The sequence below is a fragment of the Microbacterium sp. MEC084 genome (assembly GCF_004514465.2).
Lineage (GTDB): Bacteria > Actinomycetota > Actinomycetes > Actinomycetales > Microbacteriaceae > Microbacterium.
In genome coordinates this window covers 21,397-46,516 of record NZ_MYFP02000016.1, presented here as the reverse complement: position 1 = coordinate 46,516, position 25,120 = coordinate 21,397, and the positions used below count along the sequence as shown (strand labels likewise).

Annotated in this window: 28 protein-coding genes; 5 read left to right on the top strand and 23 right to left on the bottom strand. The window is 73.7% G+C overall.

Going from position 1 to position 25,120, the window contains the following annotated elements; genetic code table 11:
• Window positions 1-4 precede the first annotated feature (4 nt).
• Window positions 5-499: a glutathione peroxidase gene (locus B5M43_RS12120; protein WP_134746456.1), complete on the top strand. Its 495-nt coding sequence runs from the start codon at window positions 5-7 to the stop codon at window positions 497-499.
• Here the strand turns inward: B5M43_RS12120 and B5M43_RS12115 are convergent.
• The 3 genes from B5M43_RS12115 to recO are packed head-to-tail and all read right to left on the bottom strand — an operon-like array spanning window position 496 to window position 2,795.
• Window positions 496-1,191 carry a DsbA family protein gene (locus B5M43_RS12115; RefSeq protein ID WP_134746454.1) on the bottom strand — a complete coding sequence of 232 codons (696 nt, stop codon included), beginning with the start codon at window positions 1,189-1,191 and terminating at the stop codon, window positions 496-498. The genes B5M43_RS12120 and B5M43_RS12115 overlap by 4 nt on opposite strands.
• Window positions 1,192-1,233: 42 nt before the next feature.
• Window positions 1,234-2,055, bottom strand: coding sequence for an isoprenyl transferase (locus tag B5M43_RS12110; protein ID WP_134746452.1), 822 nt, complete (start codon window positions 2,053-2,055; stop codon window positions 1,234-1,236).
• A complete protein-coding gene (gene recO, locus B5M43_RS12105; RefSeq protein WP_134746466.1) occupies window positions 2,052-2,795 on the bottom strand; it encodes a DNA repair protein RecO in 744 nt (247 codons plus the stop codon). The genes B5M43_RS12110 and recO overlap by 4 nt, the downstream gene beginning before the upstream one ends.
• An 89-nt stretch (window positions 2,796-2,884) precedes the next feature.
• On the opposite strand from recO, the gene B5M43_RS12100 reads away from it, so the two are divergent.
• Entirely contained in the window at window positions 2,885-3,688 is an 804-nt protein-coding gene (locus B5M43_RS12100; RefSeq protein ID WP_134746450.1) for a trimeric intracellular cation channel family protein, read from the top strand.
• An 18-nt stretch (window positions 3,689-3,706) separates the two neighbouring features.
• Here the strand turns inward: B5M43_RS12100 and leuA are convergent, their stop codons facing one another.
• Window positions 3,707-5,461, bottom strand: coding sequence for a 2-isopropylmalate synthase (gene leuA / locus B5M43_RS12095; protein WP_134746448.1), 1,755 nt, complete (start codon window positions 5,459-5,461; stop codon window positions 3,707-3,709).
• Window positions 5,462-5,699: 238 nt separating this feature from the next.
• On the opposite strand from leuA, the gene B5M43_RS12090 reads away from it, so the two are divergent.
• On the top strand, window positions 5,700-6,356 hold the full coding sequence (locus B5M43_RS12090) for a hypothetical protein (protein WP_134746446.1): 657 nt from the start codon (window positions 5,700-5,702) through the stop codon (window positions 6,354-6,356).
• On the opposite strand, the gene era is transcribed toward B5M43_RS12090, so the two are convergent.
• From era to hrcA, 8 genes are all read right to left on the bottom strand, one after another.
• Window positions 6,353-7,249 carry a GTPase Era gene (era, locus tag B5M43_RS12085; RefSeq protein WP_055988803.1) on the bottom strand — a complete coding sequence of 299 codons (897 nt, stop codon included), beginning with the start codon at window positions 7,247-7,249 and terminating at the stop codon, window positions 6,353-6,355. The genes B5M43_RS12090 and era overlap by 4 nt on opposite strands.
• A complete protein-coding gene (locus tag B5M43_RS12080) occupies window positions 7,242-8,555 on the bottom strand; it encodes a hemolysin family protein (protein WP_134746464.1) in 1,314 nt (437 codons plus the stop codon). The genes era and B5M43_RS12080 overlap by 8 nt, the downstream gene beginning before the upstream one ends.
• A gap of 46 nt (window positions 8,556-8,601) precedes the next feature.
• Window positions 8,602-9,072 (bottom strand): rRNA maturation RNase YbeY, encoded by a 471-nt coding sequence (gene ybeY, locus B5M43_RS12075; protein ID WP_055988804.1) that lies wholly within the window; start codon window positions 9,070-9,072, stop codon window positions 8,602-8,604.
• Window positions 9,066-10,109 (bottom strand): PhoH family protein, encoded by a 1,044-nt coding sequence (locus tag B5M43_RS12070; RefSeq protein WP_230668033.1) that lies wholly within the window; start codon window positions 10,107-10,109, stop codon window positions 9,066-9,068. Before B5M43_RS12070 ends, ybeY begins: the two co-directional genes overlap by 7 nt.
• Window positions 10,110-10,146: 37 nt before the next feature.
• Window positions 10,147-10,497, bottom strand: a complete 351-nt coding sequence (locus tag B5M43_RS12065) for an HIT domain-containing protein (RefSeq protein WP_055988806.1) — start codon at window positions 10,495-10,497, stop codon at window positions 10,147-10,149.
• Between the two features lie 59 nt (window positions 10,498-10,556).
• Complete coding sequence (locus tag B5M43_RS12060; protein ID WP_134746442.1) at window positions 10,557-11,288, bottom strand: 16S rRNA (uracil(1498)-N(3))-methyltransferase; 732 nt, start codon at window positions 11,286-11,288, stop codon at window positions 10,557-10,559.
• 3 nt (window positions 11,289-11,291) lie between these two features.
• Window positions 11,292-12,404 (bottom strand): molecular chaperone DnaJ, encoded by a 1,113-nt coding sequence (gene dnaJ, locus B5M43_RS12055; RefSeq protein ID WP_055988808.1) that lies wholly within the window; start codon window positions 12,402-12,404, stop codon window positions 11,292-11,294.
• 62 nt (window positions 12,405-12,466) lie between these two features.
• On the bottom strand, window positions 12,467-13,507 hold the full coding sequence (gene hrcA, locus B5M43_RS12050; RefSeq protein WP_055988809.1) for a heat-inducible transcriptional repressor HrcA: 1,041 nt from the start codon (window positions 13,505-13,507) through the stop codon (window positions 12,467-12,469).
• A 153-nt stretch (window positions 13,508-13,660) separates the two neighbouring features.
• Here hrcA and B5M43_RS12045 point away from each other — a divergent pair, with 153 nt between their 5' ends.
• Both B5M43_RS12045 and B5M43_RS12040 read left to right on the top strand, forming a co-directional pair.
• Window positions 13,661-13,984, top strand: coding sequence for a hypothetical protein (locus tag B5M43_RS12045; RefSeq protein WP_134746440.1), 324 nt, complete (start codon window positions 13,661-13,663; stop codon window positions 13,982-13,984).
• A gap of 18 nt (window positions 13,985-14,002) precedes the next feature.
• Window positions 14,003-14,851, top strand: a complete 849-nt coding sequence (locus B5M43_RS12040) for a hypothetical protein (protein WP_134746438.1) — start codon at window positions 14,003-14,005, stop codon at window positions 14,849-14,851.
• Between the two features lie 12 nt (window positions 14,852-14,863).
• Here the strand turns inward: B5M43_RS12040 and B5M43_RS12035 are convergent, their stop codons facing one another.
• From B5M43_RS12035 to B5M43_RS11985, 11 genes are read right to left on the bottom strand one after another with little or no spacing between them, the layout of a single operon-like run.
• A complete protein-coding gene (locus B5M43_RS12035; protein ID WP_055988812.1) occupies window positions 14,864-15,334 on the bottom strand; it encodes a hypothetical protein in 471 nt (156 codons plus the stop codon).
• The gene (locus tag B5M43_RS12030) at window positions 15,331-16,002 is read right to left on the bottom strand and encodes a phage tail protein (protein WP_055988813.1); all 672 of its coding nucleotides are present in this window, start codon (window positions 16,000-16,002) and stop codon (window positions 15,331-15,333) included. Before B5M43_RS12030 ends, B5M43_RS12035 begins: the two co-directional genes overlap by 4 nt.
• Entirely contained in the window at window positions 15,992-18,547 is a 2,556-nt protein-coding gene (locus B5M43_RS12025; RefSeq protein ID WP_134746436.1) for a baseplate J/gp47 family protein, read from the bottom strand. The genes B5M43_RS12030 and B5M43_RS12025 overlap by 11 nt, the downstream gene beginning before the upstream one ends.
• 1 nt (window position 18,548) lies before the next feature.
• On the bottom strand, window positions 18,549-18,995 hold the full coding sequence (locus B5M43_RS12020; protein WP_134746434.1) for a GPW/gp25 family protein: 447 nt from the start codon (window positions 18,993-18,995) through the stop codon (window positions 18,549-18,551).
• Window positions 18,992-19,336, bottom strand: coding sequence for a hypothetical protein (locus B5M43_RS12015; RefSeq protein WP_055988816.1), 345 nt, complete (start codon window positions 19,334-19,336; stop codon window positions 18,992-18,994). The genes B5M43_RS12020 and B5M43_RS12015 overlap by 4 nt, the downstream gene beginning before the upstream one ends.
• Before the next feature lie 12 nt (window positions 19,337-19,348).
• On the bottom strand, window positions 19,349-20,893 hold the full coding sequence (locus B5M43_RS12010) for a phage baseplate assembly protein V (protein ID WP_134746432.1): 1,545 nt from the start codon (window positions 20,891-20,893) through the stop codon (window positions 19,349-19,351).
• Window positions 20,890-21,702, bottom strand: a complete 813-nt coding sequence (locus B5M43_RS12005; protein WP_055988818.1) for a hypothetical protein — start codon at window positions 21,700-21,702, stop codon at window positions 20,890-20,892. The genes B5M43_RS12010 and B5M43_RS12005 overlap by 4 nt, the downstream gene beginning before the upstream one ends.
• Window positions 21,702-22,796 carry a hypothetical protein gene (locus tag B5M43_RS12000; RefSeq protein WP_167626843.1) on the bottom strand — a complete coding sequence of 365 codons (1,095 nt, stop codon included), beginning with the start codon at window positions 22,794-22,796 and terminating at the stop codon, window positions 21,702-21,704. The genes B5M43_RS12005 and B5M43_RS12000 overlap by 1 nt, the downstream gene beginning before the upstream one ends.
• Window positions 22,789-23,271, bottom strand: coding sequence for a phage tail protein (locus B5M43_RS11995; protein ID WP_055988820.1), 483 nt, complete (start codon window positions 23,269-23,271; stop codon window positions 22,789-22,791). The genes B5M43_RS12000 and B5M43_RS11995 overlap by 8 nt, the downstream gene beginning before the upstream one ends.
• A complete protein-coding gene (locus tag B5M43_RS11990; protein WP_134747309.1) occupies window positions 23,268-24,512 on the bottom strand; it encodes a phage tail sheath C-terminal domain-containing protein in 1,245 nt (414 codons plus the stop codon). Before B5M43_RS11990 ends, B5M43_RS11995 begins: the two co-directional genes overlap by 4 nt.
• A gap of 18 nt (window positions 24,513-24,530) precedes the next feature.
• Entirely contained in the window at window positions 24,531-25,049 is a 519-nt protein-coding gene (locus B5M43_RS11985; protein WP_230668029.1) for a hypothetical protein, read from the bottom strand.
• Between the last annotated feature and the right edge of the window lie 71 nt (window positions 25,050-25,120).

The following is a 25,120-nucleotide window of genomic DNA, read 5'->3' as shown; positions in this document are numbered from 1 at the left end:
GGATATGAGCGACCCCGTCCCCTCGCTGCGCGACATCCCCTTCACCGACGCGAACGGCGCCGAGCGCACGCTCGCCGAGTTCGACGGCCCCGTCCTCGTGGTCAACGTGGCGTCGAAGTGCGGCCTGACGCCGCAGTACGAGCAGCTCGAGCAGCTTCAGCGCACGTACGGCGACCGCGGCTTCACCGTGCTCGGGTTCCCGTGCAACCAGTTCATGGGCCAGGAGCCCGGCTCGATCGAGGAGATCCTCGACTACTGCGCCATGACATGGGGCGTCTCGTTCCCCGTGAACGACAAGATCAAGGTGAACGGGCCGAACGCGCACCCGCTCTACAAGGCGCTCAAGAAGACCCCGGACCACGGCGGCAAGGCCGGCCGCGTCGCGTGGAACTTCGAGAAGTTCCTGGTGCTCCCGGACGGCACCGTCCAGCGCTTCCGCCCGCCGCAGAAGCCGGACGACCCCGAGATCGTCGCCGCGATCGAGAAGGCGCTGAGCTAGCTCGCGGGCTGCTCGCCGCGGTGCTCGGCCCAGACCTGGCGGGCGACCTGGGCGAAGGCCTCGGGCGGCTGGGCGCCGCTGACGCCGTACTTGCCGTCGATCACGAAGAACGGCACGCCGTTGATGCCGAACGCGCGGGCCTGGGCCTGGTCCTGACGGACCGCGGGCAGGTAGTGGTCGCTCTCGAGCGCGTCGCGCGCGGCGTCCGCGTCGAGGCCCACCTCGCCCGCGAGCTCGACCAGCTCGTCGACGCGGCCCACGTGCCGGCCCTCGACGAAGTACGCCGACATCAGCCGCTCGGTCATCTCGACCTGGCGGCCGTGCTCCTTCGCGAAGTGGATGAGCTCGTGCGCCTTGACCGTGTTGGTGTGCTGCTGCAGGTCGAAGCGGTAGTGCAGGCCCGCCTGCTGCTCGGCGATCTGCGCCACGCGGTCGTTCATCTGCTTGGCCTGCTCGCGCGTGATGCCCTTGTGCTGCGCCAGGAAGTCCTCGCTCGAGCCGTGGAAGTCGACCGGGGTGTCGGGGGACAGCTCGAACGAGTGATACGTGATCTCCACCTGCGGCGCGTCCTCGTCGCCCGCCACCGAGGCCAGCCCGTTCTCGAGGTTGCGCTTGCCGATGTAGCACCAGGGGCAGGCGATGTCGCTCCAGATGTCGATCCGGATGGGCGCGGGCGTCGAGGCGTCGGTCACGGCGTCCTCAACGCGTCTCGCCGGCGGCGTATTCCGCGCGGGTCATGAACCGGCGGCCGCGTCGGGCGCGTCGGGCGCGTCCACCGCACCGCCGAACCGCCGCTCGCGGCCGAGGTACAGGTCGATCGCGTGCCAGAGGTCCGCGCGGCTGAAGTCGGGCCACAGCGTGTCGAGGAACACCATCTCGGCGTACGCCGCCTGCCACAGCAGGAAGTTGGAGGTGCGCTGCTCGCCGCTCGAGCGGACGAACAGGTCGACGTCGGGCATGTCCGGCACGTAGAAGTGCCGCCGCAGCGTCTTCTCGGTGATGCCCGAGGGCTTCAGCCGTCCCGCGGCGACGTCCTCCGCGACCGCGCGCACGGCGTCGAGGATCTCGTTGCGGCCGCCGTAGTTGATGCACATCGTGAGCGTCAGCACGTCGTTCCCGGCCGTCAGCCGCTCCGCGTACCGGAGCTCCTTGATCACCGAGCCCCACAGGCGCGGCGTGCGGCCCGCCCACCGGATGCGCACGCCCCATTCGTTCAGCTGGTCGCGTCGGCGGTGCAGGACGTCGCGGTTGTAGCCCATCAGGAAGCGCACCTCGTCGGGCGAGCGCCGCCAGTTCTCGGTCGAGAAGGCATACACCGACAGGTGCTTCACGCCGGCCTGGATGGCCCCCGCGACCACGTCGAGGAGCACCTCCTCCCCCGCCTTGTGCCCCTCGATCCGGGACAGCCCACGGCGGTTCGCCCAGCGGCCGTTGCCGTCCATCACGATCGCGACGTGCCCGGGCGCGTCCCTGCCGTAGTCCGGCGCCTGCAGGCCCGTCCAGTCGATCGGTCGGTACGGCACCGCGTCGCGATGCGTGTAGGGCTTCGGGGTCATCGCCGTCCTCTGTCGGGCAGACCGCGGGTCTGCGAGAGAGCGCGGATGCCGCGCTCCATGGTCCACTGCACGTACGCCGACACGAGGCCGGACGCCTGATCCGCGTCGCGCGGCGAGGCCGCCTCCACGACCTGCCAGTCCCCCGCCAGGAGCGCCCGCAGCAGCGCGAGCACCGACGCGCTGACGCGCGGCGTGCCGGCCGGGGCGCAGCGCGCGCAGACCGTGCCGCCCAGCTGCGCGAGGAACGTCTCGTGGGGTCCGCGCGCGCCGCAGCGCCCGCAGTTCTCGAGCGCCGGCGCCCATCCCGCGAGCGACAGCGCGCGCAGGAGGTACGAGTCGAGCGTGCCGCGCGGCGCGTGCTCGCCGCGGGACAGGGAGCGCAGCGCGCCGACGAGCAGGTAGTACTGGTTCGGCGCCGCCTCGTCGTGCGTGAGTCGGTCGGCCGCCTCGACCATCGCGCTGGCCGCCGTGTAGCGGTCGTAGTCGGCAGCGATGTCGGCACCGTAGGTGCCGAGCGACTCGGCCTGCTGCACGATGTCGAGCGAGCGCCCCTCATACAGCTGCACGTCCGCCACCATGAACGGCTCGAGCCGCGCGCCGAACTTCGACGACGTGCGGCGCACGCCCTTCGCGACCGCGCGGACCTTGCCGTGGCCGCGGCTCAGCATCGTGACGATCCGGTCGGCCTCGCCCAGCTTGTGGGTGCGCAGCACGACCGCTTCGTCTCGATAGGTGGGCACCATCCAAGTATCCGCCGCGCGACCTCGGAATCGGCTCAGGCGCGGCTCCGCTCCCCGACCGGCGGCGCCGGGATGCCACGATGGGAGGCGTGACCGAGCCGACCTTCGTCCTGCCCCTGTGGGCGGACCTCGTGGCCGTCGGCGTCGGCGGGGTCCAGGGCGCGGTCTTCGCATCGGGCTTCCAGGGCCAGCGACGCCTCGACCTGCTCGGCGTCGCCCTGATCGGGATCATCGTGGGGCTGGGCGGCGGCCTGATCCGCGACATCCTGCTGGGGGTCACCCCCGCCGCGATGCAGTCGAACTGGTACCTGCCGACCGCCGTCCTCGCCTCGCTGGCCGGGATGCTGCTGGCCGGCCTGTTCCAGCGGCTCAACAGGCTCATCGTGGCGCTCGACGCCGTGCTGATCGGCCTGTACGGCGCGTTCGGCACGAGCAAGGCCCTCGCCGCCGGCCTGCCGATCGTGCCGTCGATCTTCATCGGAGCGCTCGCCGCGGTCGGCGGCGGCGTCGCGCGCGACATCGCGATGGGCCTGCCCATCGCGATCATGCACGTGGGCTCGCTGTACGCCGTCGCCGCCGCCGCGGGATGCACCGTGCTGGGCGTGAGCTACGGGCTCGGGCTCCCCATCGTGCCCGCCGCCGTGGCGGGCATCGTCGTCACCACGGTCATCCGCCTGCTCGCCGTGATCTTCGACGTCTCCCTGCCGGAGCAGCGCAGGATCCACCGCCGCCGCGTGCTGCTGGAGACCTCGGCCATCCCGGTCATCTCATCCGAGATGCTCGCGCAGGCCGAGGCCGCCGCCGAGCGCGCGGAGGAGGCCGCCGAGCAGGCGCAAGCCGCGGCGGAGCAGGCCGGGGAGGCCGCCGGCGACGACGACCTCCCCGATCGCTGAGCATCCGGCCGGGAGGGCTCAGACCGCGGCGAGCTCAGGCTTGCGGGCCCGGATCGAGCGGTTGACGCCCGACACGATCGCCTTCAGCGACGCTGTCGAGATGTCGCCGTCGATGCCGACGCCCCACAGGCGCTCGCCGTCGACCTGCAGCTCCACGTAGGCGGCCGCCTCCGCGTCGCCGGACGCGCTCAGGGTGTGCTCCACGTAGTCGTACAGCGTCACGTCGATGCCCTGCTCGCGCAGCACTCCGAGGAACGCCGCGATCGGGCCGTTGCCGTGCCCGGACAGCTCGACGCGCTCGTCGCCGTCGCGCAGCACGACCTCGAGCGCCACGTTCCCGTCCAGGTGGCTGCGCGTGCTCGTGCCGAGGATCTCGAAGCGGCCCCAGCGGGCCTCCTCGTGCTTCGACGGCAGGTACTCGTCCTGGAAGATCTCCCAGATCTGGTCGCTCGTGACCTCGCCGCCCTCGGCGTCGGTCTTGGCCTGCACGACGCCCGAGAACTCGATCTGCAGCTTGCGCGGCAGGTCCAGTGCGTGGTCGGTCTTCAGCAGGTAGGCGACGCCGCCCTTGCCCGACTGCGAGTTGACGCGGATGACCGCCTCGTACGAGCGCCCCAGGTCCTTGGGGTCGATCGGCAAGTACGGCACGGCCCACTCGATGTCGTCGACCGTGACGCCCTCGGCGGCGGCCGTCGCGGCCATCGCCTCGAAGCCCTTCTTGATCGCGTCCTGGTGCGAGCCGCTGAACGCGGTGAACACCAGGTCACCGGCCCACGGGCTGCGCTCGGGCACCGGCAGCTGGTTGCAGTACTCGACCGTGCGCTTGACGTGGTCGATGTCGCTGAAGTCGATCTCGGGGTCGATGCCCTGCGTGAACAGGTTGACGCCCAGCGCCACCAGGTCGACGTTGCCCGTGCGCTCGCCGTTGCCGAACAGGCAGCCCTCGATGCGGTCGGCCCCGGCCATGTAGCCCAGCTCCGCCGCGGCCACCGCCGTGCCGCGGTCGTTGTGCGGGTGCAGCGAGATGATCACGTTCTCGCGGTGGTTCAGGTGGCGGCCCATCCACTCGATCGAGTCGGCGTAGACGTTGGGCGTGGCCATCTCGACGGTCGCGGGCAGGTTGATGATCACCTTCCGCTCCGGCGTCGGCTCGAACACCTCCAGGACCTGGTTGCAGACGTCGACCGCGAACTCCAGCTCGGTGCCGGTGTAGCTCTCGGGCGAGTACTCGTAGTAGACCGCGGTCTCGGGCACGGTCTGCTCGTACTTGCGGCACAGCCGCGCGCCCTCGAGCGCGATGTCGACGATGCCCTGCTTGTCGGTGCGGAACACGACGTCGCGCTGCAGCACGCTCGTCGAGTTGTACAGGTGCACGATCGCCTGCTTGGCGCCCTTGATCGCCTCGTACGTGCGGGCGATCAGGTGCTCGCGCGCCTGCGTCAGGACCTGGATCGTGACGTCGTCGGGGATCAGGCCCTCTTCGATCAGCTCGCGCACGAAGTCGAAGTCGGTCTGGCTGGCCGACGGGAAGCCGACCTCGATCTCCTTGTAGCCCATCTTCACGAGCAGCTCGAACATGATCCGCTTGCGCTCGGGGCTCATCGGGTCGATCAGCGCCTGGTTGCCGTCGCGCAGGTCGACCGCGCACCAGCGCGGGGCCTTCTCGATGCGCTTCGCCGGCCAGGTGCGGTCGGGCAGATCGACGCGGATCTGCTCGTGGTACGGGCGGTACTTGTGCACCGGCATGCCGCTGGGCTTCTGGGTGTTCTCCATGGGGTGTCGCTCTTCCGGTTCGTCGTTGTGTGTCGGGCCACGACGATCTCCGCGACGAGGAGGCCCTAGATCGAGGTCTCGTCGCGGCGGCTAAGGAGAAGGAGCCCACCGAGGCGCATGGAACGAGGGTAGCACGCAGAATGCGTCATCAGGAGTCCCCCGAGTCGACCCCACAGGCCCGGCGACCGTGCAGGATGCTCAGTGTGAGACGATCCCGCGCCGGGCGACACTCCTGGGTATGAGCACCGTCCTGCGCCGCGCGACCGCCTCCGCGGCGGCGATCGCCGCCCTCGCCCTCCTCGCCTCGTGCGCCACGCCGCGCGACGACGCGCCGGCGCCCGGCGCCGAGCCGCCCCGCTTCGGCGACGTCGAGCCCGGGCCTCCCGACCGCGACGTGCTGGCGACCGGCACCGTGATGGACAAGCCGCTCGACGCGGGAGGCCGATCCGTCGAGCTGTGCCTGGGCGCGGTCGCCGAGTCGTACCCGCCCCAGTGCGGCGGCATCCCGATCGTCGGGTGGGACTGGGACGCGGTCGAGGGCGAGGAGACCGCTTCCGACCACACCTGGGGCGCGTACGCCGTGACCGGCCGCTACGACGGGGAGACGTTCACGCCCACGGCCGATCCCGTGCTGCTGGCGCTGTTCGATCCGATGGCGCCCGAGGACCCCACGGGCGGACGCCCCGGGACCACGCCCGAGGACGAGCTGGTCGAGATCCAGCAGACCGTCATGGACCGCCTCGCGGACCACGAGACGATGCTCGGCTCCTACACGCAGGACGGCTACGTCTGGGTCGAGGTGATGTGGGACGACGGCACGTACCAGGAGGCCGCGGACGCCGAGTTCGGCGACGGCGTCGTGATCGTCCAGTCGGTGCTGAAGCCCGCGCCCTAGAACCCCAGGCGGCCCAGCTGCTTGGGGTCGCGCTGCCACTCCTTGGCGACGCGCACGTGGAGCTTCAGGAAGACCCGGGTCCCCACGAGCGGCTCGATCTGCGCGCGGGCGCGCGCGCCGACGTCGCGGAGGCGCGAACCCTTGTGCCCGATGATGATCGCCTTCTGGCTGTCGCGCTCGACCACGACGCTCGCGTGCACGTCGGTCAGGTCGCCGTCCTCGCGCCGCGAGATCTCGTCGACGGTCACCGCGATCGAGTGCGGCAGCTCGTCGCGCACGCCCTCGAGCGCCGCCTCGCGGATGATCTCCGCCACGCGGTCCTCGGTCGACTCGTCGGTCACGACGCCCTCGGGATACAGCGGCGGGCCCTCGGGCATGAGCTGCAGCAGCTCGTCGGTCAGGACGTCGAGCTGGTCGCCCGTGAGCGAGGACAGCGGGATGACGGCGGCCCAGTCCTCGCGCAGCGCGTCCACCTCGATGAGGCGCTCCATGATGTCATCGCGCGAGGCGGCATCCGTCTTCGTCACGATCGCGACCTTCTTGGCGCGCGGGTACCCGTCGAGCGACTCGGCGATGCGGCGGTCGCCCGGTCCCACCTTCTCGGTCGCAGGCGCGCAGAACGCGATCACGTCGACGTCGCCCAGCACCTGCTCCACCAGGTCGTTCAGGCGCTGGCCGAGCAGCGTGCGCGGCTTGTGGATGCCCGGCGTGTCCACGACGACCAGCTGACCGGTCGGGCGGTTCAGGATGCCGCGGATCGCGCGCCGCGTGGTCTGCGGCTTCTCGCTCGTGATCGCGACCTTCTCGCCGACCAGGGCGTTCATCAGCGTCGACTTGCCGACGTTCGGCCGTCCCACGAACGTCACGAATCCGGACCGGGTCGCGTCAGCCATCGTTGTCTCTCTCCCTGTACTCCTCCATGGCCCGCAGCGCCTCGCCGCGTTCCACGAAGACCGTGTTGATGCCGCGGCCGCGCCCCCGCGACGTGCCGCCCGTGAGCACGATGCCCGCGACCTCGGCGACGTCGCCGGGCTGCGGCACGCGTCCGAGCGCCTTGCCGAGCAGGCCGCCGATCGAGTCCACGTCCTCGTCCTCGAGCTCGACGTCGAACAGGTCGCCGACCTCGTCGAGCGACAGCCGCGAGCTGACGCGGTAGCGACCGGGCGCCACCTCGACGACCTCCTTCGACGGGGCGTCGTACTCGTCTGCGATCTCGCCCACGAGCTCCTCGATGAGGTCCTCGAGCGTGACGAGCCCCGCGATGCCGCCGTACTCGTCCACGACGAGGCACACGTGCACGGCGTCCCGCTTCATCTGCTGCAGCAGGGTCTCGGCGCGCATCTGCTCGGGCACGAACACGGCCGGGCGGGCGATCGCCCGGATGCCGGACTCGCGCCACGCGCCCGAGTCGGGCAGGCCCGCGGCGTCGCGGAAGCCGAACTGCACGACGTCCTTCAGGTACAGCACGCCGATGATGTCGTCGACCTCGCCGTCGACGACCGGCATGCGCGAGATGCCGCGATCGAGGAAGATCCGCATGGCGTCGCGGATCGTGGCGTCCGCCTCGACCGTGACCATCTCGGTGCGCGGCACCATGACGGCGCGCACGACCTGGTCCGTGAAGTCGAACACCGAGTGGATGAGCGCGCGGTCGTCGGCCTCGATGACGTCCTGCGACGCGGCCTCGTCGACGATGCTGAGGAGCTGCTCCTCGGACTCGAAGCTGCGGCGCCCGCCGCCGGGCGTGACGCGGCTGCCGAACGCCGCGAGGGCGGTCGAGATCGGGCCCAGCACGATCATGGCCCCGCGGACGAGGGGCGCCAGGAGCGGGAGCAGCGTGGACGCGTACCGGCGCCCGAACGACGCGGGGCTCGAGGACACCGCGACGTAGGAGACCCCCGTCATGATGAGCGCCGCGACCAGCATCGCCCACCAGATGCTGTCGAGGAGCAGTGCGAAGGCGGCGGTGACGAGCACCGCCGCGGCCGTCTCGGCGAACACCCGCACGAACACGACGACGCCGGCGTGGCGATCCGGATCCGCCGCGATGCGCCCGAGGGCCCGGGCGTTCCGTCCCTCCGCCGCGAGGTCGACGAGGTCGCCGCGGGACGTCACCCCGAGCGCCGCGTCGACGGCCGACATCACGCCCGCCAGCAGGATGAGCAGGAACGCGGCGCCGATCAGCAGCGCGGCGAGCAGGCCGACGAGATCGGGACTGAGTGCGTCGGTCATTCGGGCGCGTCGGTCACTTCGCGCCGCGGCGGCGCTCGGAGGCGGCGAACGCCGCGATGAGCTCGCGCTGCAGGCCGAACATCTCGCGCTCCTCGTCCGGCTCGGCATGGTCGTAGCCGAGCAGGTGGAGCAGGCCGTGCGTGGTGAGCAGGATCAGCTCGTCCATCGTCGAGTGGCCGGCGGTCTCGGCCTGCGCCTCCGCGACCTGCGGGCACAGCACGATGTCGCCGAGCAGCCCGGGCGGCGTGGGCTGGTCCTCGGTGCCCGGGCGCAGCTCGTCCATCGGGAAGCTCAGCACGTCGGTCGGGCCCGGCTCGTCCATCCACTGCAGGTGCAGCTGCTCCATGGCACCCTCGTCCACCAGGACGATCGCCACGTCCGCGTCGGGCGACACGTGCAGCGCGGCCAGGTTCTCCTGCGTGAGGCGCAGCAGCACCGACTCGTCGATCTCGACGGCGGACTCGTTGTTGATGTCGATCACGATCGTCCTCGCTTGGGCGTGCGGTCTCGGGGGCCGGTCGCCCGCGAGGCCTTCGGGAAGTTCGCGGCGCGTCGCTCGGCCCGGTTGGCGAACTCCGCGGCCTCGTCGCGCTCGTGACGCGCCGCGAGGCGGCGCTCGTCGTACTCGCTGTACGCGTCCACGATGCGGCCCACCAGCGAGTGCCGCACCACGTCGTCGCTCGTCAGGCGCGCGAAGTGGATGTCGTCGATCCCCTCCAGCACGCGCGTCACGAGGCGCAGGCCCGACGCGCCCTGCGGCAGGTCGACCTGTGTGATGTCGCCCGTGACGACCATCTTGGTGCCGAAGCCGAGACGCGTCAGGAACATCTTCATCTGCTCGGGCGTGGTGTTCTGCGCCTCGTCGAGCACGACGAACGAGTTGTTGAGCGTGCGGCCGCGCATGTACGCCAGCGGCGCGACCTCGATCGTGCCCGTCGCCATGAGCTTGGGCACGAGCTCGGGGTCCATCATCTCGTTGAGCGCGTCGTACAGCGGGCGCAGGTACGGGTCGATCTTGTCGGTGAGCGTGCCGGGCAGGAAGCCGAGCCGCTCGCCCGCCTCGACCGCCGGGCGGGTCAGGATCATCCGGTCGACCTCGCGCCGCTGCAGCGCCTGCACGGCCTTCGCCATCGCCAGGTAGGTCTTGCCCGTTCCGGCGGGGCCGATCCCGAACACGATCGTGTTCTGATCGATCGCGTCGATGTAGTCCTTCTGACCCACGGTCTTGGGCCGGATGGTCTTGCCGCGGCTCGACAGGATCGCCTCGCCCATGACCTCGCTCGGCCGCGGGCCGGACTCGTCGCGCATCATGCGCGCCGAGCTCGCCACGTCGGCCTCGCCGAGCGCATGCCCGGCCTTGGTCATCTGGAGCAGCTCGTCGACCAGCGCGCGCGCCGCGCGCACGTCGCCCTCCGCCCCGCGCAGCGTGATCTCATTGCCGCGCACGTGGACGTCGACATCCGGGTGCGCGCTCTCGACCATCCGGAGCAGGCGGTCCTGCGGGCCGAGCAGCTGCACCATCGCGACTCCGTCGGCGGTCACGGTCTCCGTGTGAAGCTCACTCACCGACGAGGCTTCTCTCTCCCAGGCCGCCCGCGAGCACGTGCGCATGGACGTGGAACACGGTCTGGCCCGCGCCCGATCCGGAGTTGAACAGCAGACGGAAGTCGCCGTCGGCGTGCTCGGATGCGAGGCCCTTCGCCACGGACACCATCTCGGCCAGCAGCTCGGGGTCCCCCGCGGCGAGCTCCGCGACGTCGCGGTACTCCTGCGTCTTCGGGATCACCAGCAGGTGCAGCGGCGCCTGCGGCGCGATGTCCTTGATGGCGAAGACCCGCTCGGTCTCGGCCACGATCTCGCCGGGGATGTCGCCCTGCAGGATGCGGGTGAAGATCGAGGGATCGCTCATGGACCTCAGTCTATGCGCGCGCCCCTCACCCGACCCGGGGGCTTGACCCGCGTCGCGGGTCACCAGCGGCCCAGGCGCGCGTTCACGAGCGCGAGCGCCGCGGGCCCGGCGGTGGACGTGCGCAGCACCGTGTCGCCGAGCCGGACGCGCACGGCGCCGGCGGTCTCCAGGCGGTCCAGCTCCTCCGGGGAGATGCCGCCCTCGGGACCGACCACGAGCACGATGGATGCGGCGTCTCCGAGATCCACCGCCGTCAGAGGGGTCTCGGCGGTGGGCTCGAGGACCAGGACGCGCTCGCCGGCCGCGCGCGCCGCGAGGGCCGCGGTCGTCGCGACCGGCACGACCTCCGGCAGCCACGCGCGGTGGGCCTGCTTGGCCGCCTCGCGCACGATGGCGGCCCAGCGGACGCGCCCCTTCTCGGCCTTGGGCCCCTCCCAGCGCGACACGCTGCGGGCGGCCTGCCACGGCACGATCTCGTCGGCGCCCAGCTCGGTCGCGGCCTGGACCGCGAGCTCGTCGCGGTCCCCCTTCGCCAGGGCCTGCGCCAGCACGAGGCGCGGCCGCGGCGCGTCCTCGTCGCGGCGGGCGGTGATCCGGACGACGACCTCGCGCGGCTCGACGCTCTCGGCCTCGCCCTCGAGCCACGCGCCCCGGCCGTCCGTCACGGTGACCGCCTCGCCGACGCGCACGCGGCGCACGGCGGCGGCGTGATGCGCCTCGGCGCCCGTCAGCGTGACCGCGTCGCCGACGCGGGCGGCCCCGGCTGTCTCGTCTATGAAGTGCAGGGCCACGCGTCAGCCCCGGAACCGGTCGCGCAGCTTGGAGAACAGGCCCTGCTGGAACTCCGCCAGGCGCGGCTTCGGCGCCTTGGTGCGCTTCGCGAGCTCCTCCACCAGCGCCCGCTCCTTGGCGTCCAGTCGCGTCGGCGTGACGACGTGGATGCCGACCCGCAGGTCGCCGCGCTGCGAGGACCGGAGCCCCGTGATGCCGCGGTTCTTGACCGTCAGCACCTCGCCGGCCTGGATGCCGGGCCGCAGCTCGAGGTCGACCGGGCCGTCCAGCGCCTCGATCGTCGTGGTGGTGCCCAGGATGGCGTCGGTCATCGACACCTCGAGCGTCGCCAGCAGGTCGTCGCCGTCGCGGCTGAAGACCGGGTGCGGCGACACCTGGACCTCGATGTAGAGGTCGCCGTTGGGGCCGCCCGCCGGGCCGACCTCGCCCGAGCCGGGCAGCTGCAGGCGCAGGCCGGTCTCGACGCCGGCCGGGATGTCGACCGACACCGTGCGGCGCGAGCGCACCCGGCCCTGGCCGTGGCAGGTCGTGCACGGGTCGGGGATGGTCGTGCCGTAGCCCTGGCACGCGCCGCACGGCTGCTGCGTCACGACGTTGCCGAGGAGGCTGCGCACCTGGCGCTGGATGAAGCCCGAGCCGCCGCAGATCTCGCAGCGCGCCAGGCCCGTGCCCGGCTGGCAGCACGAGCCCTGGCACGTCTCGCACAGCACGGCCGTGTCGACCTCGAGGTCCCGGTGCGCGCCGAAGACGACGTCGCCGAGATCGAGCGTGACGCGCACGAGCGCGTCCTGGCCGCGCTCGCGGCGCGACCGGGGGCGTCCCGCGCGGCCGCCGCCGGCGCCCGCGCCGAAGAACGTCTCGAAGATGTCGCTGAAGCCGCCGAACCCGCCCGCGCCTCCGAACGGGCTCTCGTCGCCGCCCATGTCGTAGCGGCGGCGCTTCTCGTCGTCGCTCAGCACCTCGTACGCGTGCGTCACGAGCTTGAAGCGCTCCGCGGCGTCCTCGCTGGGGTTGACGTCGGGATGCAGCTGGCGCGCCAGCTTGCGATACGCCTTCCTGATCTCGTCGGACGTCGCCTCGCGCGACACCCCGAGCACCTCGTAGTGGTCAGCCACACTCGCCTTTCATGGTCGCGCGCCGTCTGCCGCGCGCTCCCGCGTGATGAAATCGGCGCCGCCTAGCGGCGGCCCTCGTCCTCGTCCAGCAGCCGCGACAGGTACCGCGCCACCGCGCGGGCCGCCGACAGGTTGCTGGGGTAGTCCATGCGCGTCGGGCCCATCAGCCCCACGCGCGCGCGGCCCACGCCCGCGTCGTAGTCGCTCGCGATGATCGACGCCTCGGGCAGCCCGAACTCGTCGTTCTCGCGGCCGATGCTCGCCGACAGGCCGTGCTCGTCCGCGACCATCTCCGACATCAGCCGCAGCAGCGTGACCTGCTCCTCGATCGCCTCGAGCAGCGGGTGGATGCTGCCGCGGAAGTCCTGCTCGCGCTTGGCGAGGGTCGCCGCCCCGGCCATCACGAGTCGGTTCTGGCGGAACTCGTCGAGCTCCTCGCCCACGACGGCCGCGAGCGACAGCAGCGCGTCGTCGCGGCGGCCGCGGTCCGCCGGCGCCGCGGCCCGCAGCGCCTCGATCCGCTCGGACGCGTCGCGCACCGAGCGCCCCGTGACGAGCGACGCGAGCTGCGCGCGCAGCACCGCGACGTCGTCCTCGTGCACACCGCCCGGCGTCGCCGTGAGGCGCTGCGAGACCCGGCCCGTGTCGGTCACGATGATCACGAGCATCCGGATGTCGCCGAGCCGCACCAGCTCCACGTGCGTGACGTTCGCGGACGCGAAGGACGGGTACTGCACGAGCGCGACCTGACCCGTCAGCTGCGTGAGCACGCGCACGGTGCGCGACAGCAGGTCGTCCAGGTCCGAGGGGTCGGCCAGGAACGTCGAGATGGCCGAGCGCTGCGCCTGGGACAGCGGCCGCAGCTCGGCCAGGTGGTCGACGAAGACGCGGTAGCCCTTGTCGGTCGGCACGCGGCCCGACGAGGTGTGGGGAGCGGTGATCAGCTCCTCGTCCTCGAGCAGCGCCATGTCGTTGCGGATGGTGGCCGCGGAGACGCCGAACGCGTGGCGCTCGACGATCGACTTGCTGCCCACCGGCTCGTGCGTGTCGACGTAGTCCTGCACGATGGCGCGGAGCACCTTCAGCCCACGTTCCGTGACCATGCCGCACCTCCCCGACGTCGCCTGGCACTCGCTCGTTCTGAGTGCCAATTCTAGCGAGGATCCACCCGGATGACGCCGAAGGCGCTGCGAGCGCCGCGCGTCTCCGGCGCACACGGCGGGTATCAGCGGGGCGCGGCGCGGGCTCCTCAGAGCATGAACACCACGCTGAACGGCATCACCGGCAATCCCACCGTCAAGCTCGTGCTCACGATCGCGGGCTACATCCTGGGCGTCGCGGCGGGCGTCACCGCCGTCGTCGTCGGGATCATGCGCTCCGAGGCCGGCTTCATCGTCATCGGCGTCGCCTTCCTCGCCGCCGTCGCGGTCGCCTTCATCGCGGGCGCCACCGCGACGCCGCACGCGTCGCTCCAGCCCTCGTACGGCGGAAAGTTCGTGCCGCCCGACTGGGCCTGGTACGTCGCGGCGGGCATCCTCGTCGTCGGCCTCGTGGCCGGCGGCATCCTGCTGGCACTCTGAGAGATCGCGCGGCGCCCCGTGGACAGCCTGCGCAGGTGGGCGCTGTGGGTCGCCGTCGCGGCGATCCTGCTGGCGGTGCTCGCCTGCGTCGGCGCGGGGGTCGTCGTGTCGCCGCCACCCCTGGGCGAGCGCATCGCGGCGCTCGCCCAGCCGGGCGCGTCGCTGCCCGAGGGGGTGGACGCGGGCGACGTCGCGGCCATCGCCGAGGACGGCGCGTTCGGAGCGGAGGCCGAGGACCCGCCGGGCCTCGGCATCCCGTTCCTGGCGCTGCCGCTCGCGCTGACGCTGCTGATGGTGGGGCTCATGGCCCTGCCGCTGCTGATCGGGCACCGCGCGGGCGCGCTCGTGAACGGCATCGCGAGCCTCGTGGGCGGCCTCGGCGCCGCGGTCGCCGGCGTGCTGCTGGCCCTGCTCGCCTTCGCCGCCCTCACCACGATGGTGGCGCTGTTCCTGGCGGCCCCCTTCGGCACGCTCGCCTACCTCGCGGTGTTCGGGTTCTTCGATGTCGGCGCGTCGGCGGCGATCCTGGGGGCGGCCCTGGTACTGCAGCTCGCCGCCGTCGCATTCCTCATCGTGGCGCAGCCGCGCATGCTCGGCAGCAAGCGGATGGTGTTCTTCCTGCTGCTGGTCCTTCTCCTCACGCTCCTGACGATGGTGCTGCACTCGGTCGTCCCGGGGATCGTGGTGAGCATCGCCGACGCGCTCGCCGCGCTCATCACCGCGGTGGTCGGCGCCGTGTGGGGGTTCCTCGTGCTCATCGGCGGCGTCGTCGCCGTCCTGAAGCAGCTGAGCCTGGGCCGCCAGGGCGGCGGGGCCCTGCGCGAGCGCGACGCGGGGACCGCCACGGTTCCCACCGCCGGCGCGTGATGCAGAGCGCGGTCACCCGGCATCCTCGGGCGGGAGCACCCGCACCACGCATTCGCCCGCCACGGCGGTGCACACGAGCATGAGCGTGCTCTCGTCGTCGTACACGGGGACGGCGACCGGCCTCGCGCACGACAGGTCGGCGGCGTCGACCTCCTGCTCCGGGTAGTCGGCGCCCCTCGTCCTCACGATCACGTCGCCGGGCGTCTCGGTGCAGAGCAGGATCCGCGCCGGGTCGGGCACCGCCGCACTGCAGGCGCTCGCCGCCGGCACGACGAGCGCCTCCAGATCCGCGCGGGCGCACGGCGCGTCCGCGACGTCCTCGAACGACAGGGGCCGGCTCAGGTCGAGCCAGCCGAGCGATCCCTCCACGCCGCCGCGCGCGTCGTCGGGCGATGCCGGGGGTTTCAGCGCGCCGTAGAACAGCACGAGCCCGGCCGCCACGACCAGGGCGACCAGCACCACGACGAGCGCCTTCACGTTCATCCCGGCGGCTCCCCCGCCGCGGGCGGCTCGGCGCCGGGGAGCAAGGGCTCCGGCGACGAGGGCGGCGCGCCGACGGGCAGCGTCGGCGGTGCCTCGGGGGCCGCGGGCTCGTCACCCGGCTCCGGATGGGCGTCGGCAGAGCCCGGACCGGGGTCCGCGAACACGAGCTCGACCGTGACGTGCGCCGGCTTCTCCTGCGCCACGATCCGCCGCGCGAGCGCCAGGTGCGGGGCCGCCTCTCGCGGCAGGACGACCCGCGCGTGGAACAGCCGGGGCGCACCGGACTCGTCGGCCGCGGCCTCGTCTACGCGGACGCCCGAGACGCCGAGCGCCCACTCGAGCGCCTCCCGCAGCCCCTCCGCGGTCCCGCGCCGTCGCGACAGGCGCGGCGCCGCGGCGATCACCTGCCGGAGGCGCCCGACGCCCGTGTCGAACTCGCCCGAGGCGTCGTCGATCCAGCGCGCGAGGTCGACCCAGTGCGCCAGGAACGGCACGAACCGGTCGGGTGCGCGCTGCGGGTCGAAGTGCGACGGCAGGTCGGCGAGCACGTCCTCGACGGGCGCGTGCAGCTCGGCCATCACGTCGACGAGGGCCGCGATCGGCGTGCCCGGCACGATCGTGCGCCGGTGGACCTCGGGAAGGAGCCGCCCGATCCTCTCAGCCCGCATCGCCGTACCCCACGTCGATCTCGTGCGCGCCGGGGGCGAAAAGCCAGTTCGGCGGCAGGGCGACCTCGTCGGACAGCTCTGCCGGCGCGGCCGGTCGCCAGGTGCGGCCGTCGGAGCTTCGGAACAGGCCTGCGGGGCCGCCCGTCAGCACGAGCGGCGGCACCGCGTCCCCTGCGGCCACGCTGCGCAGCGCCTGGAACGCGCCGGTCTCGCGGAGCGGCAGGCCGCAGTCGCGCGTCGGGGTTCTCCAGACGCCGTTCGCCTGCCGCGGGTTCGCGACCGTCACGCCGGCGCGCTCGGTGGCGGCCAGGACGGTGTCGCCGATGAACGCGACGTCCCGGCAGCTGCCGCCCGTCCAGTTCGCCCCCACGGGGCCCCAGCCCTGCGCGTCGAGCTCGGTGCCGTGCAGCTCGACGCGGAACACGCCTGCGCCCTCCTCGTCGCCGGTCGCGTACGCGCCGGCCACGAGCACGCGCCGGTTGGAGAGCTCCAGCGTGCGCAGCACGCGGATGTCCTGCCCCGTCAGACCGGTCTGCGTGAACGTCCCCGGACGCCCCTCGTCGAACGACAGGTACACGCCCTTGAGCTCCTGCGCGGCCGCCGCGACCCGCAGCTCGCCGGAGGGATCGACGACGGTCGTCACCGCGTAGAAGCCCAGGCCCGCGTCCTCCCCGACGACGAGCAGGCGGTCGCCCACCGCGCCCTCGCGCAGCGGCTGCCGGAACAGGCCGGCGTCCGTGGCGAGGAACGTATGCGGCGCGCCGTCGATCAGCGCGAGCGCGACGTCCTCCACATGGAACTCGAACTGGGCGATCCGGCTCCAGGTCTCGCCGTAGTCGGCCGAGGCGTGGACCACGCTGGACTCGGTGTCCCCGACCCGCGTGCAGGCCACGACCCACCCGGGTGCCTCGCGCAGCACGCCGATCCGCTCGACGACCTCTCCCTCGATGCGCGCCACCGCGACCCAGCCGCGCGCGTCGTCCACCGTGCGGAACACGCGCGCGCCGCCGCCCGCGTACCAGGTGCGCGGATGATTCGGATCGCGCACGGTCGCCGACACGGCGTCGGGCACCTCGTCGACGACCAGCCGGACGTCGGACACGTAGCGCACGCCCCGCTCGCCCTGCAGCGCGTCGTAGACCCGCGCGACCCGCAGGTGCTCGCCGAAGGGCCATCCGCCCGCACCGTCGAGCGGCACGGGCGAGAGCATCCGGTCGAGCCGGTCGCGGAGCCGGCGCTCGACCGCGACGCGGTCCTCGGCGCGGTGCACCACCACGGAGGCCCGCACCCGGATGGGCATGAGACCCGCCCATCGCACGCGCACGCGCGTGCCGATCGGCTGACGGGCGTGCAGCGCCTCCTCCAGCCGCTCCAGCACCTGCGCGCTCATCCGCGCCTCCAGCACGTCGGGGGCGAAGGAGCCGCCCTCGAGGCCCGGCACCACGTACACCTGGACCTCGCCGGGCGGGGCGCCCGTCCACGCCTCGGCGCGCGTCACGGCGCGAGCGCGCGACACGCCGCCGTGCGCGGCCACGGCGAACTGCTCGTAGTCGCGCCCCGTCACGACGCGGTCCAGCGTGTGCAGCGACTGGGGTCCGCGGATCATCGCGTTCTCGAGCGTCTCGCGGTCCCGTCCGCCGGTGGCGCCTCTGGGGTTGGTGACCGACACCCCCGGCATCGCGTCCTTGAGGACGGTCAGAGTGCCGGCGGCGACGTTGCCGTTCGCGCCCCCGCCGCGGCGGTACCAGGCGACGATGCGGCGGCCAGCGGCGGGCACCGCCGCCAGGGCCACGGGCTGCGCGGCGAGGCCGCCGCCGGGATCGGCGTGCGCCGCGGGCGCGAACGCGATCACGCCCTCGGCGCGGTCGACCACGTACAGGTGGCGCTCGTCGTCCGGTCCCGGGGGCGCGCCGAAGTGCTCGGTCTCGGTCCAGATCCGATAGGTGACGCCGCCGGATTCGCGGGCCGGCTCCCGGTTGCCGAGCTCGTCCGGCTCGGCCTCGACCCCCACGACCAGGTCGAGCACGTCGCCGGTCGCGAGCGAGATCGGCGGGCGCGCCACCCGTGCGGACTGCCCAGGGCGGCCGTTCCCCACGCCGAGCGGCTCGGCCTCGACGATCTCGCCGGCGTGCGCGCGCACCATGGCCGTCCGCGACCCGGCCGCGATGCGCGCGTCCTCGGCGGTCGCGAAGACCGGCGAGTCCGCGCCGGAGCGCGCGGTCATCACGCGGCTGCCGCGCGGGATCACCACGTCCGTCGCCGCGGCGGCCGCGAGTGAGAACTCCAGGTCCACGCTCGCCGCGGCCGGCGGCATGACCTTGACGCCGATGAGGTCGAGGAACTGCACGAAGGCCTTCTCCGGGAGGCGGTTGACGCGATAGATCAGCGTGTCGGTGAGGTAGGCGAACACCTCGAGCAGGGTGACGCCGGGATCGCCGGGCGACAGATCCGTCCACTCGGGGCTGCGCGCCTCGATCAGCGCCTTGGCGTCGGCGAGGAGCCGGGCGAAGTCCCGGTCGTCCAGGTTCGGAATGGGAAGAGCCATGTCACTCAGCCCCCTGCAGCGGGATCGAGGCGACCAGCCGGTCGGCCGGGCCGCCGAGCCTCGGGCGGTAGTCGAGCACGACCTCCAGGCGGTCGGGTGCGTCCGGCGCCGGGCCGGCGTCGAGACCGAGCACGACGACGCGGGGCTCGAAGCGCTCGACCGCGCGCCGCACGTAGTGGATCGCCAGGCCCGCCGTGGTGTCGTCGTTCGGCCAGAACACAAGCCGCGCCAGCTCGCACCCGTAGTCCGGGCGCATGACGCGCTCGCCGGGCACGGTGGAGAGCAGCAGGATGAGCGACTGCCGGACGGCGTCCGCGCCCCGCACGAGCTCCACCCTGCCGGTGTCGGCGATCGTCAGCCCGCCCGGACCGCGACCGGAGTCGGGATGGGCGAAGCGCCATCCGGTCGTGACGGGCGGCGTCCGCCTGACGGGGGCCCGGGTGCTCATGGCATCTCCGACACCAGGAGCTGCCCGGGATGCTCGACCCGGTACCGCACCCCACCCTGCGGGGTGCCGTCGGTCGTGCCCGCGAGATCCGCCCGGATGACCGGCCGCCCCGCGATGGTGACGAACCCGGACCGGCCGGTCTGCACGTCGAACGTCGTGGTGCACGGCTTGATGCCGACGTTCACGTTCGGGCATCCGCCGATCGGCCGCCGCAACGGCTCGTCGCCCGTCACCACGGGCCGGGCCCCGACGAACACGAAGTCCTCGCCGGCGATCATCGCCACACGGCCGAGCTTGTGGTCGCACCTCACATCGGCATCCGCCGTCACCCAGAACCACATGTCATCCCCCGCTCACGCCCGCTCCAGCTCGATCCGTCCGGCGCGCAGTCGCAGCAGCCGGCCGGGCGCCTCCAGGACGAGGTCGCCGGCGGCATGGACGACCACGCCCGTGTCGGTGAGGGCGACGCGGCTGCCTGCGGCGTTCGCGAGCGCGAGCGCGTCCCCGTCCGCGCTCAGGCGCAGCGACTGGCCGGACGGCAGCCGCATCCCGTACACGCCGACGGCTCCGCCGACGACGCCGACGCCCGGCTCGCCGCCGTCGCTCGTGCGCAGCCCTCCGAGGACGACGCCCCTGCCCGGGTCGCCCGCCTCGTGCGCGACGAGCACGCTGTCGCCCACGTCCGGCTGCAGCGCCAGGCCCTTCCCCTCGCCCGCGCCCAGTGCGAGCACCGGCAGCCATTCGGATTCGAGGCCGTCGAACGCCGGCAGCGTCACCCGCACGCGGCCCCGCGCCTCGGGATCGTCGACGCGCAGCACCTGAGCCGCGGTCAGCGTCATGGCGCCGCGCGGCGGCCGCCCTCCGGCGGGTCCGAGGGCCCGCAGGTGCGCGGGCGGCTCCGACGTGACCGTGCACGTGTACCCGCCCGACGCGTCGATCACGTGGTCCGCGGCCAGCAGCACGAAGTCCCCGGTAGCGCCGGGCGTGAGTCCCGCGAGGCGCAGCACGCTGCCCGGGCCGAGCTCTGGATGACCCTCGACGACCGCACGCACGACGCGCGCCGATGCGCCGTCCTCGGCGGCGAGTCCCCGGGCGAGCGCCTCGAGCTCGTCGGCCCCGGATGCCACGGCGCCGCCCCGCACGGCGTCGCGAGCGTCGGGGTCGTCGACGCCCGAGTCGGCCGAGCCGTCCGACACCTCCCCCGTGACCGGATCCCACCCCACCACGCGCCAGCCGGAGCGATGCGCGAGCGCGCTGTCGGTGACCACCGCCTCGATCAGCCCGTCGCCGTACGCGGCGCGCGCCTCGTGCCCGATCCCGGATCCGTCGAACAGGCGCAGGGTGCCGCCCGCGGCGTCCACCTGCCACCACAGCCCCGCCTCGCGCGTCAGTCTGGTGAGCAGGTCCAGCGCGGACCGGCCGTCGCGCAGCAGCCGCGGCAGTCGAGGGCCCTCCTCGCCCGCGGCGACGGACAGGCCCGCCGGCTCGGCGAGCTCGCGCACGAGCTCGGCGAGGGACACGTCGACGTGCGCGCGCAGCTGCGAGTCGCGGCGCAGCCGGTGGGCGGCGTCCTGGCAGCGGGCGGTCATCGCCACGCTGCCGTCCGCGCGGAACGCGCGCTCCAGCACGACCACGTCGCCGGTGAACAGCGGGACGGCGTGCCCCTCGACCGCCACGTCGAGGCCGGCACCAGGCGTCAGAGCCGATTCGAGCGCGGCGGGGTCCACCGGGTCCTCGAACACCAGCGCGCACGCGGCCGGCGCGCTCGCCTCGCGCCGGACGCGCACCGAGGTCAGCCGGGCGACCCGGTCGACGTCGAGCTCCGCGCCGTCCACGCGCACGCGCACGCCCGGGATGACCGCCGGGGCGGGCGCGACGAGGTCGATCGTGTCGGTCATGGCCGCTCCCCCGTCGAGACCTGCTCCGGCGCGGGCGGGACGATGAGCTCCCTGCCCGGCTCGGGCCACACCACGTCGTCGAGGCCGTTCACGTCGGCGATCCAGCGCCACAGCGCGGCCCGGCCTCCGAACCAGCGCGCCGCCAGCTCGGCGAGCGTCTCGCCGCCGCTCGGGGCGCCGTCGTCGCCCGGCCCGGCTCCGATGACCGTGTGGACCGCGGCGGGCGCGGCGGCCGCGACAGCAGCGGCCGCCGCATCGGGGATGTCCGCGGCGGGAGGCGTCTCGGGAGCCGGCGGATTCGGATCCGGCACGCGCACGAGCCGCAGGCTCATCCACGAGCGTCCCGGCGTGCCGTTGCGGTCGAACCTCTCGAACCGCTCGGCCACGGCCTCGACGACGGCGAGGACGTTCCAGCTCTTGCCGAGCACCATGCGCACGTGCGGCACGCCGCGCCCGGAGGGATCGCTGTTCTCCGCGAGCTGCCAGAGCGCGCGGGTGTAGTCCCGCACGTCCGCGCGCACGGCGGCCGGTGGCGGCGCACCGCCGTCCGCCCCGGAGGCGGCGGGAGCCGGCGGCGCGAGCGGAGGGGGCACCAGGTCGACGTCGAACAGCAGCTGCAGGTCGAGCTCGGTCCGCCCGCCGCCGGTGTGCAGCAGCGGGGAGTCGCTGAGGGCGGCACCGGACACGACCCCCGAGCCGCCGCGCCGCGGGGCGAGGCCGGCGACGCGCCGCTGCACGACGTGCTCCGGGTTGAGCATGCACGTCACGCGTGCGCCGGTCTGCTCGTCGATGAACGCCACGCGCTCCATCACGTCCTCCGCTGCTCGGCCACGAGCGGGTCGGCGGACGCATCGCCTGCCCAGCCCCATTGCGCCGCCCACCCGGCGGCGTGGTCGGCGAGGGCGCCGTCCCGCGGCGACCGGTCGGCGGGGCGCGGCGGCAGCTCCGGCCACGGCGCGGCGCCCACGCCCGCGTATGCCCCGCGCCCGCGCGCCCCGGCCTCGGCCTCGGGGCCGGAGTCAGGCCGGTCCGCCCGCCGCGGGAGCGCGCGGGGCGCGGACGACGCGCCGGGTGCGGCATCGAGCACCGGGAACGGGTGCCGCTCCGACGCCGGCGACGGAGACGTCGCCGGCTCCCCCGGGCGCTGCTCGCGCGACCGCGTCTCCGGCGGCGTCGGCCGGGGGCTCGCGGGCGTCATCCTGTCGTCGCTCGCGCGCTGCGGGGTCTCCGGCCCATCCTGCGGCACGGCGGGAAGAGGCGCGGGGCCGCTGAGGACGCGGTTCGTCGCACCCGGCTCGGGGAACGGCACGGTCCTCGGCTCCCGGCGTACGCGCTGCTCCACGCGGACCCCCGCCGGCCGCGCGGCCGCCGGCGAGGAGGGGGCGTGCTCGGGTGCCGAGGGCGGGGGTGCCGCGGTCGGCGTCGCCGCGCGGAACGCCACGTGAGGCGCGCCGGAGGGTTCCGCGGGGGACTCCCCGGCCGCCGACGCCGTCGCGGGCGCGGGAGCCGCCGGGGCGCCGGGTGCCCTCGGCCGCGCGGGCGGATCGACGTGCGTCACAGCGACCCTTCCGTGAGCCTCCGTGCGCTCCGTCTCGCCGCGCACGCGGGCGCCGGGGCCGGGGCCGGGGCCGGCAGCGGGTTCCGCCGCCGCCGGATCCCCGGCCTCGAACGCGAACCATTCGGGATCGCGCGCCGCGACGTACGCGGCGATGTCGGGATCCGTCCCCGCGAGGTGCGGGTCGTCCGGCGGCGCGCCCCGAGGGGCGGCCGGCCCCGGACCGGCGCCCACTCGGGCGGGCGGGTCGCGGCGGACCAGCGCGCGCCACACGCCGGCGAGCGCCTGCCGCACCCGCCGCAGCACGCCCGCGGCGCCCCGACGCGCGGGGCCGTGCCGGTCAGCCATCGCGCGAGCCCACCCTCTCGATCGACTCGTACTTCAGCCCGAACTCCTGGATGTAGACCTCGCGGGCGGTCGCCCGGAGGTCGGCGCCCAGGAACCGCACGGGCAGGGCCTGGTCGAGGTCCAGCTGCATGACCGGCGTCGTGCCCCGAGAATCGAGGAGGATGATCGACACCGGCAGGCGCCGGATCTCCCCCGCGACCGTCGCCATGAACCAGTCCCACAGCTCGGTCGACCGGGTGAGGCCCTGGCGCAGCGTGATCTCGCCGTACGTCGTGATGGTCGGGATGTGGTGCACGACCTGCGCCTGCCCCGCCTCCCGGTACTCGACCGTGTCGATGGTCACCTGAGGCCCGGAGCACTCGGTGAAGTGCCCGACCGCCATCCCGCTGATCATGAGCTTGAAGTTGTAGGCGCCGAACGGGTCGGTCCACTGGGTCTTCGCGGACGCCGAGGGCGCCGCCGTCGCATCGCTCACTGTGCTTCCTCTCCTCCGGCGGCCGCGTACTGGCTCACCTTGAACACGATGAATTCGGCCGGCTTGACCGGCGCCATCCCGATGAGGGCGGTGACGATGCCGGCGTCGATGTTCTCCTGCGGGTTGGTCTCGGCGTCGCACTTGACGAAGAACGCCTCGCGCTCGGTCGCGCCCAGCAGCGCGCCGTCGCGCCACAGGCGGCGCAGGAAGGCCCGGATGTCACGCCGGATCGCGTTCCACAGGACCTGGTCGTTGGGCTCGAACACCACCCATCCGGTGCCCTGCTGGATCGACTCCTCGGCGAAGGCGAACAGCCGGCGCACCGGCAGGTACCGCCACTCGCTCGAGCCGCCGGCGAGGGTGCGCGCGCCCCAGATCCGGATGCTCCCCAGGATGCTGCGGATCGCGTTGACGCCCGCGCTGTTGAGCAGCCCCTGCTCGCTCGGGGTGAGCGCCCGCGTCAGGTCGAGCGCGCCGCGCACGGTCTCGTTCGCGGGCGCCTTGTGCACCCCACGGCTGCCGTCGGTGCGCGCCCACACGCCGGCCACGTGGCCGGACGGCGGGGCGTCGACGAGCGCGCCCGTGAGCGGATCCAGGACGCGGATCCACGGGAAGTAGACGGCACCCCACTCGGACTGGCGCGGCGCGGCCCCGTCGCCCGACGCCCGAGGCTTCGGCGGCGACGCGGCCTCGCCCGAGTCGGCGTCACCCGCCTCCGCGTCCGACGCCGAGCCGCCCGACGCGGAGGCACCGGGCGAGCGCGGCTTCGCCGGACGGGTCAGCGCGTTCAGGTCGGCGACGTCCGCCGGGGCGTCCAGCACCGCCACGCGGTCGCGCATGAGCTCGCAGTGACTGAGGACCGCGTCGTACGACCCGGCGTCCGTCATCCCCGGAGCCGCCACGATCGCGATCTCGTCGATGTGCTCCAGCGCCGAGATCCCGGGGCTGTCGGCGGTGCCGCCCACGGTGCCGTCGGGCCCGACGTTGAGCACGTAGCAGCGGTCCCCGCCGTTCAGGAAGAACCCGTGGACCGCGAGCGTGAGCGCGCTGCTGGGCCCGTCCCCGCCGAACACGCTGGTGTACTGGGTCCAGTTGTTCACGGCGGTGGGGACGCCCACCGGCGCATCCGGGTCCGTGACGAACCCGACGAAGGCGGCCACCTGGGTGCCCACCCCCTCGATGGGGCGTGCACCGCCCATGATCTCCTCGACGTAGACGCCCGGAGTCAGGTACTGGGGCATGACGGTCCTTTCTCGGCACTATCCGACGGGCGCCGTGCCCGAGCGGAGTGGGGCCTCCCGGCCCCGGGGATCGGCCGGCATCGGCACGAGGTCGGCATGCAGCGGCTCGCGCACGGGCGGCGCGGCGGCGCGTTCGATCAGGCGTCGCACGGGCACCTGCAGGATGAAGGCCGGCTGCGGCGGGCGCCCGAGGGCCCGCCACAGACCCGGGTCGACCGGACCGGGCTCGAGCCGCCACGAGACGTCGGTCTGGGCCGCGAGGGCGAGGGCGACGGCGGCTCGCGCGGAGTCGTAGGCGTTCCGGCCGACGACGGTGACGAGCACGTCGAGAGTCACCTCGGCGCTCGAGATGTGCCGGAGCACCGGCCCGGTCGCGGGTGCGAGCGCGATCGAGAGCGGACGCAGCAGCACGGCTCCGCCCGCCGCGGCGTCGCCCTCGTCGAACACCACCGGCAGGCCGGTCGCCTCCGCCGCCCAGCGCTCGACCGGTTCGAGCGCGGCGACCAGGTCCGCGCCGAGCTGCTCGCTCGCGCTCATGCCCGCCCCCCCCTTCGGCACCGCACGGCGGGTCGCCGCGCACCCTGAAGGAGGCGCACCCGCCGACGGAG

Bases quoted from the DNA above. Each gene is read 5' to 3' on its own strand.
- B5M43_RS12120 (WP_134746456.1), top strand. From the start codon at position 5: ATGAGCGACCCCGTCCCCTCGCTGCGCGACATCCCCTTCACCGACGCG.
- B5M43_RS12035 (WP_055988812.1), bottom strand. From the start codon at position 15,334: ATGAACGTGAAGGCGCTCGTCGTGGTGCTGGTCGCCCTGGTCGTGGCG.
- B5M43_RS12025 (WP_134746436.1), bottom strand. From the start codon at position 18,547: ATGGCTCTTCCCATTCCGAACCTGGACGACCGGGACTTCGCCCGGCTC.
- B5M43_RS12110 (WP_134746452.1), bottom strand. From the start codon at position 2,055: ATGACCCCGAAGCCCTACACGCATCGCGACGCGGTGCCGTACCGACCG.
- B5M43_RS11985 (WP_230668029.1), bottom strand. From the start codon at position 25,049: ATGAGCGCGAGCGAGCAGCTCGGCGCGGACCTGGTCGCCGCGCTCGAA.
- B5M43_RS12015 (WP_055988816.1), bottom strand. From the start codon at position 19,336: ATGTGGTTCTGGGTGACGGCGGATGCCGATGTGAGGTGCGACCACAAG.
- era (WP_055988803.1), bottom strand. From the start codon at position 7,249: ATGGCTGACGCGACCCGGTCCGGATTCGTGACGTTCGTGGGACGGCCG.
- hrcA (WP_055988809.1), bottom strand. From the start codon at position 13,507: ATGGTCACGGAACGTGGGCTGAAGGTGCTCCGCGCCATCGTGCAGGAC.
- B5M43_RS12010 (WP_134746432.1), bottom strand. From the start codon at position 20,893: ATGACCGACACGATCGACCTCGTCGCGCCCGCCCCGGCGGTCATCCCG.
- B5M43_RS12070 (WP_230668033.1), bottom strand. From the start codon at position 10,109: ATGGTGCAGCTGCTCGGCCCGCAGGACCGCCTGCTCCGGATGGTCGAG.
- B5M43_RS11990 (WP_134747309.1), bottom strand. From the start codon at position 24,512: ATGCCCCAGTACCTGACTCCGGGCGTCTACGTCGAGGAGATCATGGGC.
- B5M43_RS12005 (WP_055988818.1), bottom strand. From the start codon at position 21,702: ATGGAGCGCGTGGCGTTCATCGACGAGCAGACCGGCGCACGCGTGACG.
- B5M43_RS12020 (WP_134746434.1), bottom strand. From the start codon at position 18,995: ATGAGCACCCGGGCCCCCGTCAGGCGGACGCCGCCCGTCACGACCGGA.
- B5M43_RS12045 (WP_134746440.1), top strand. From the start codon at position 13,661: ATGAACACCACGCTGAACGGCATCACCGGCAATCCCACCGTCAAGCTC.
- B5M43_RS12065 (WP_055988806.1), bottom strand. From the start codon at position 10,497: ATGAGCGATCCCTCGATCTTCACCCGCATCCTGCAGGGCGACATCCCC.
- B5M43_RS12000 (WP_167626843.1), bottom strand. From the start codon at position 22,796: ATGGCTGACCGGCACGGCCCCGCGCGTCGGGGCGCCGCGGGCGTGCTG.
- leuA (WP_134746448.1), bottom strand. From the start codon at position 5,461: ATGGAGAACACCCAGAAGCCCAGCGGCATGCCGGTGCACAAGTACCGC.
- B5M43_RS12090 (WP_134746446.1), top strand. From the start codon at position 5,700: ATGAGCACCGTCCTGCGCCGCGCGACCGCCTCCGCGGCGGCGATCGCC.
- B5M43_RS12030 (WP_055988813.1), bottom strand. From the start codon at position 16,002: ATGCGGGCTGAGAGGATCGGGCGGCTCCTTCCCGAGGTCCACCGGCGC.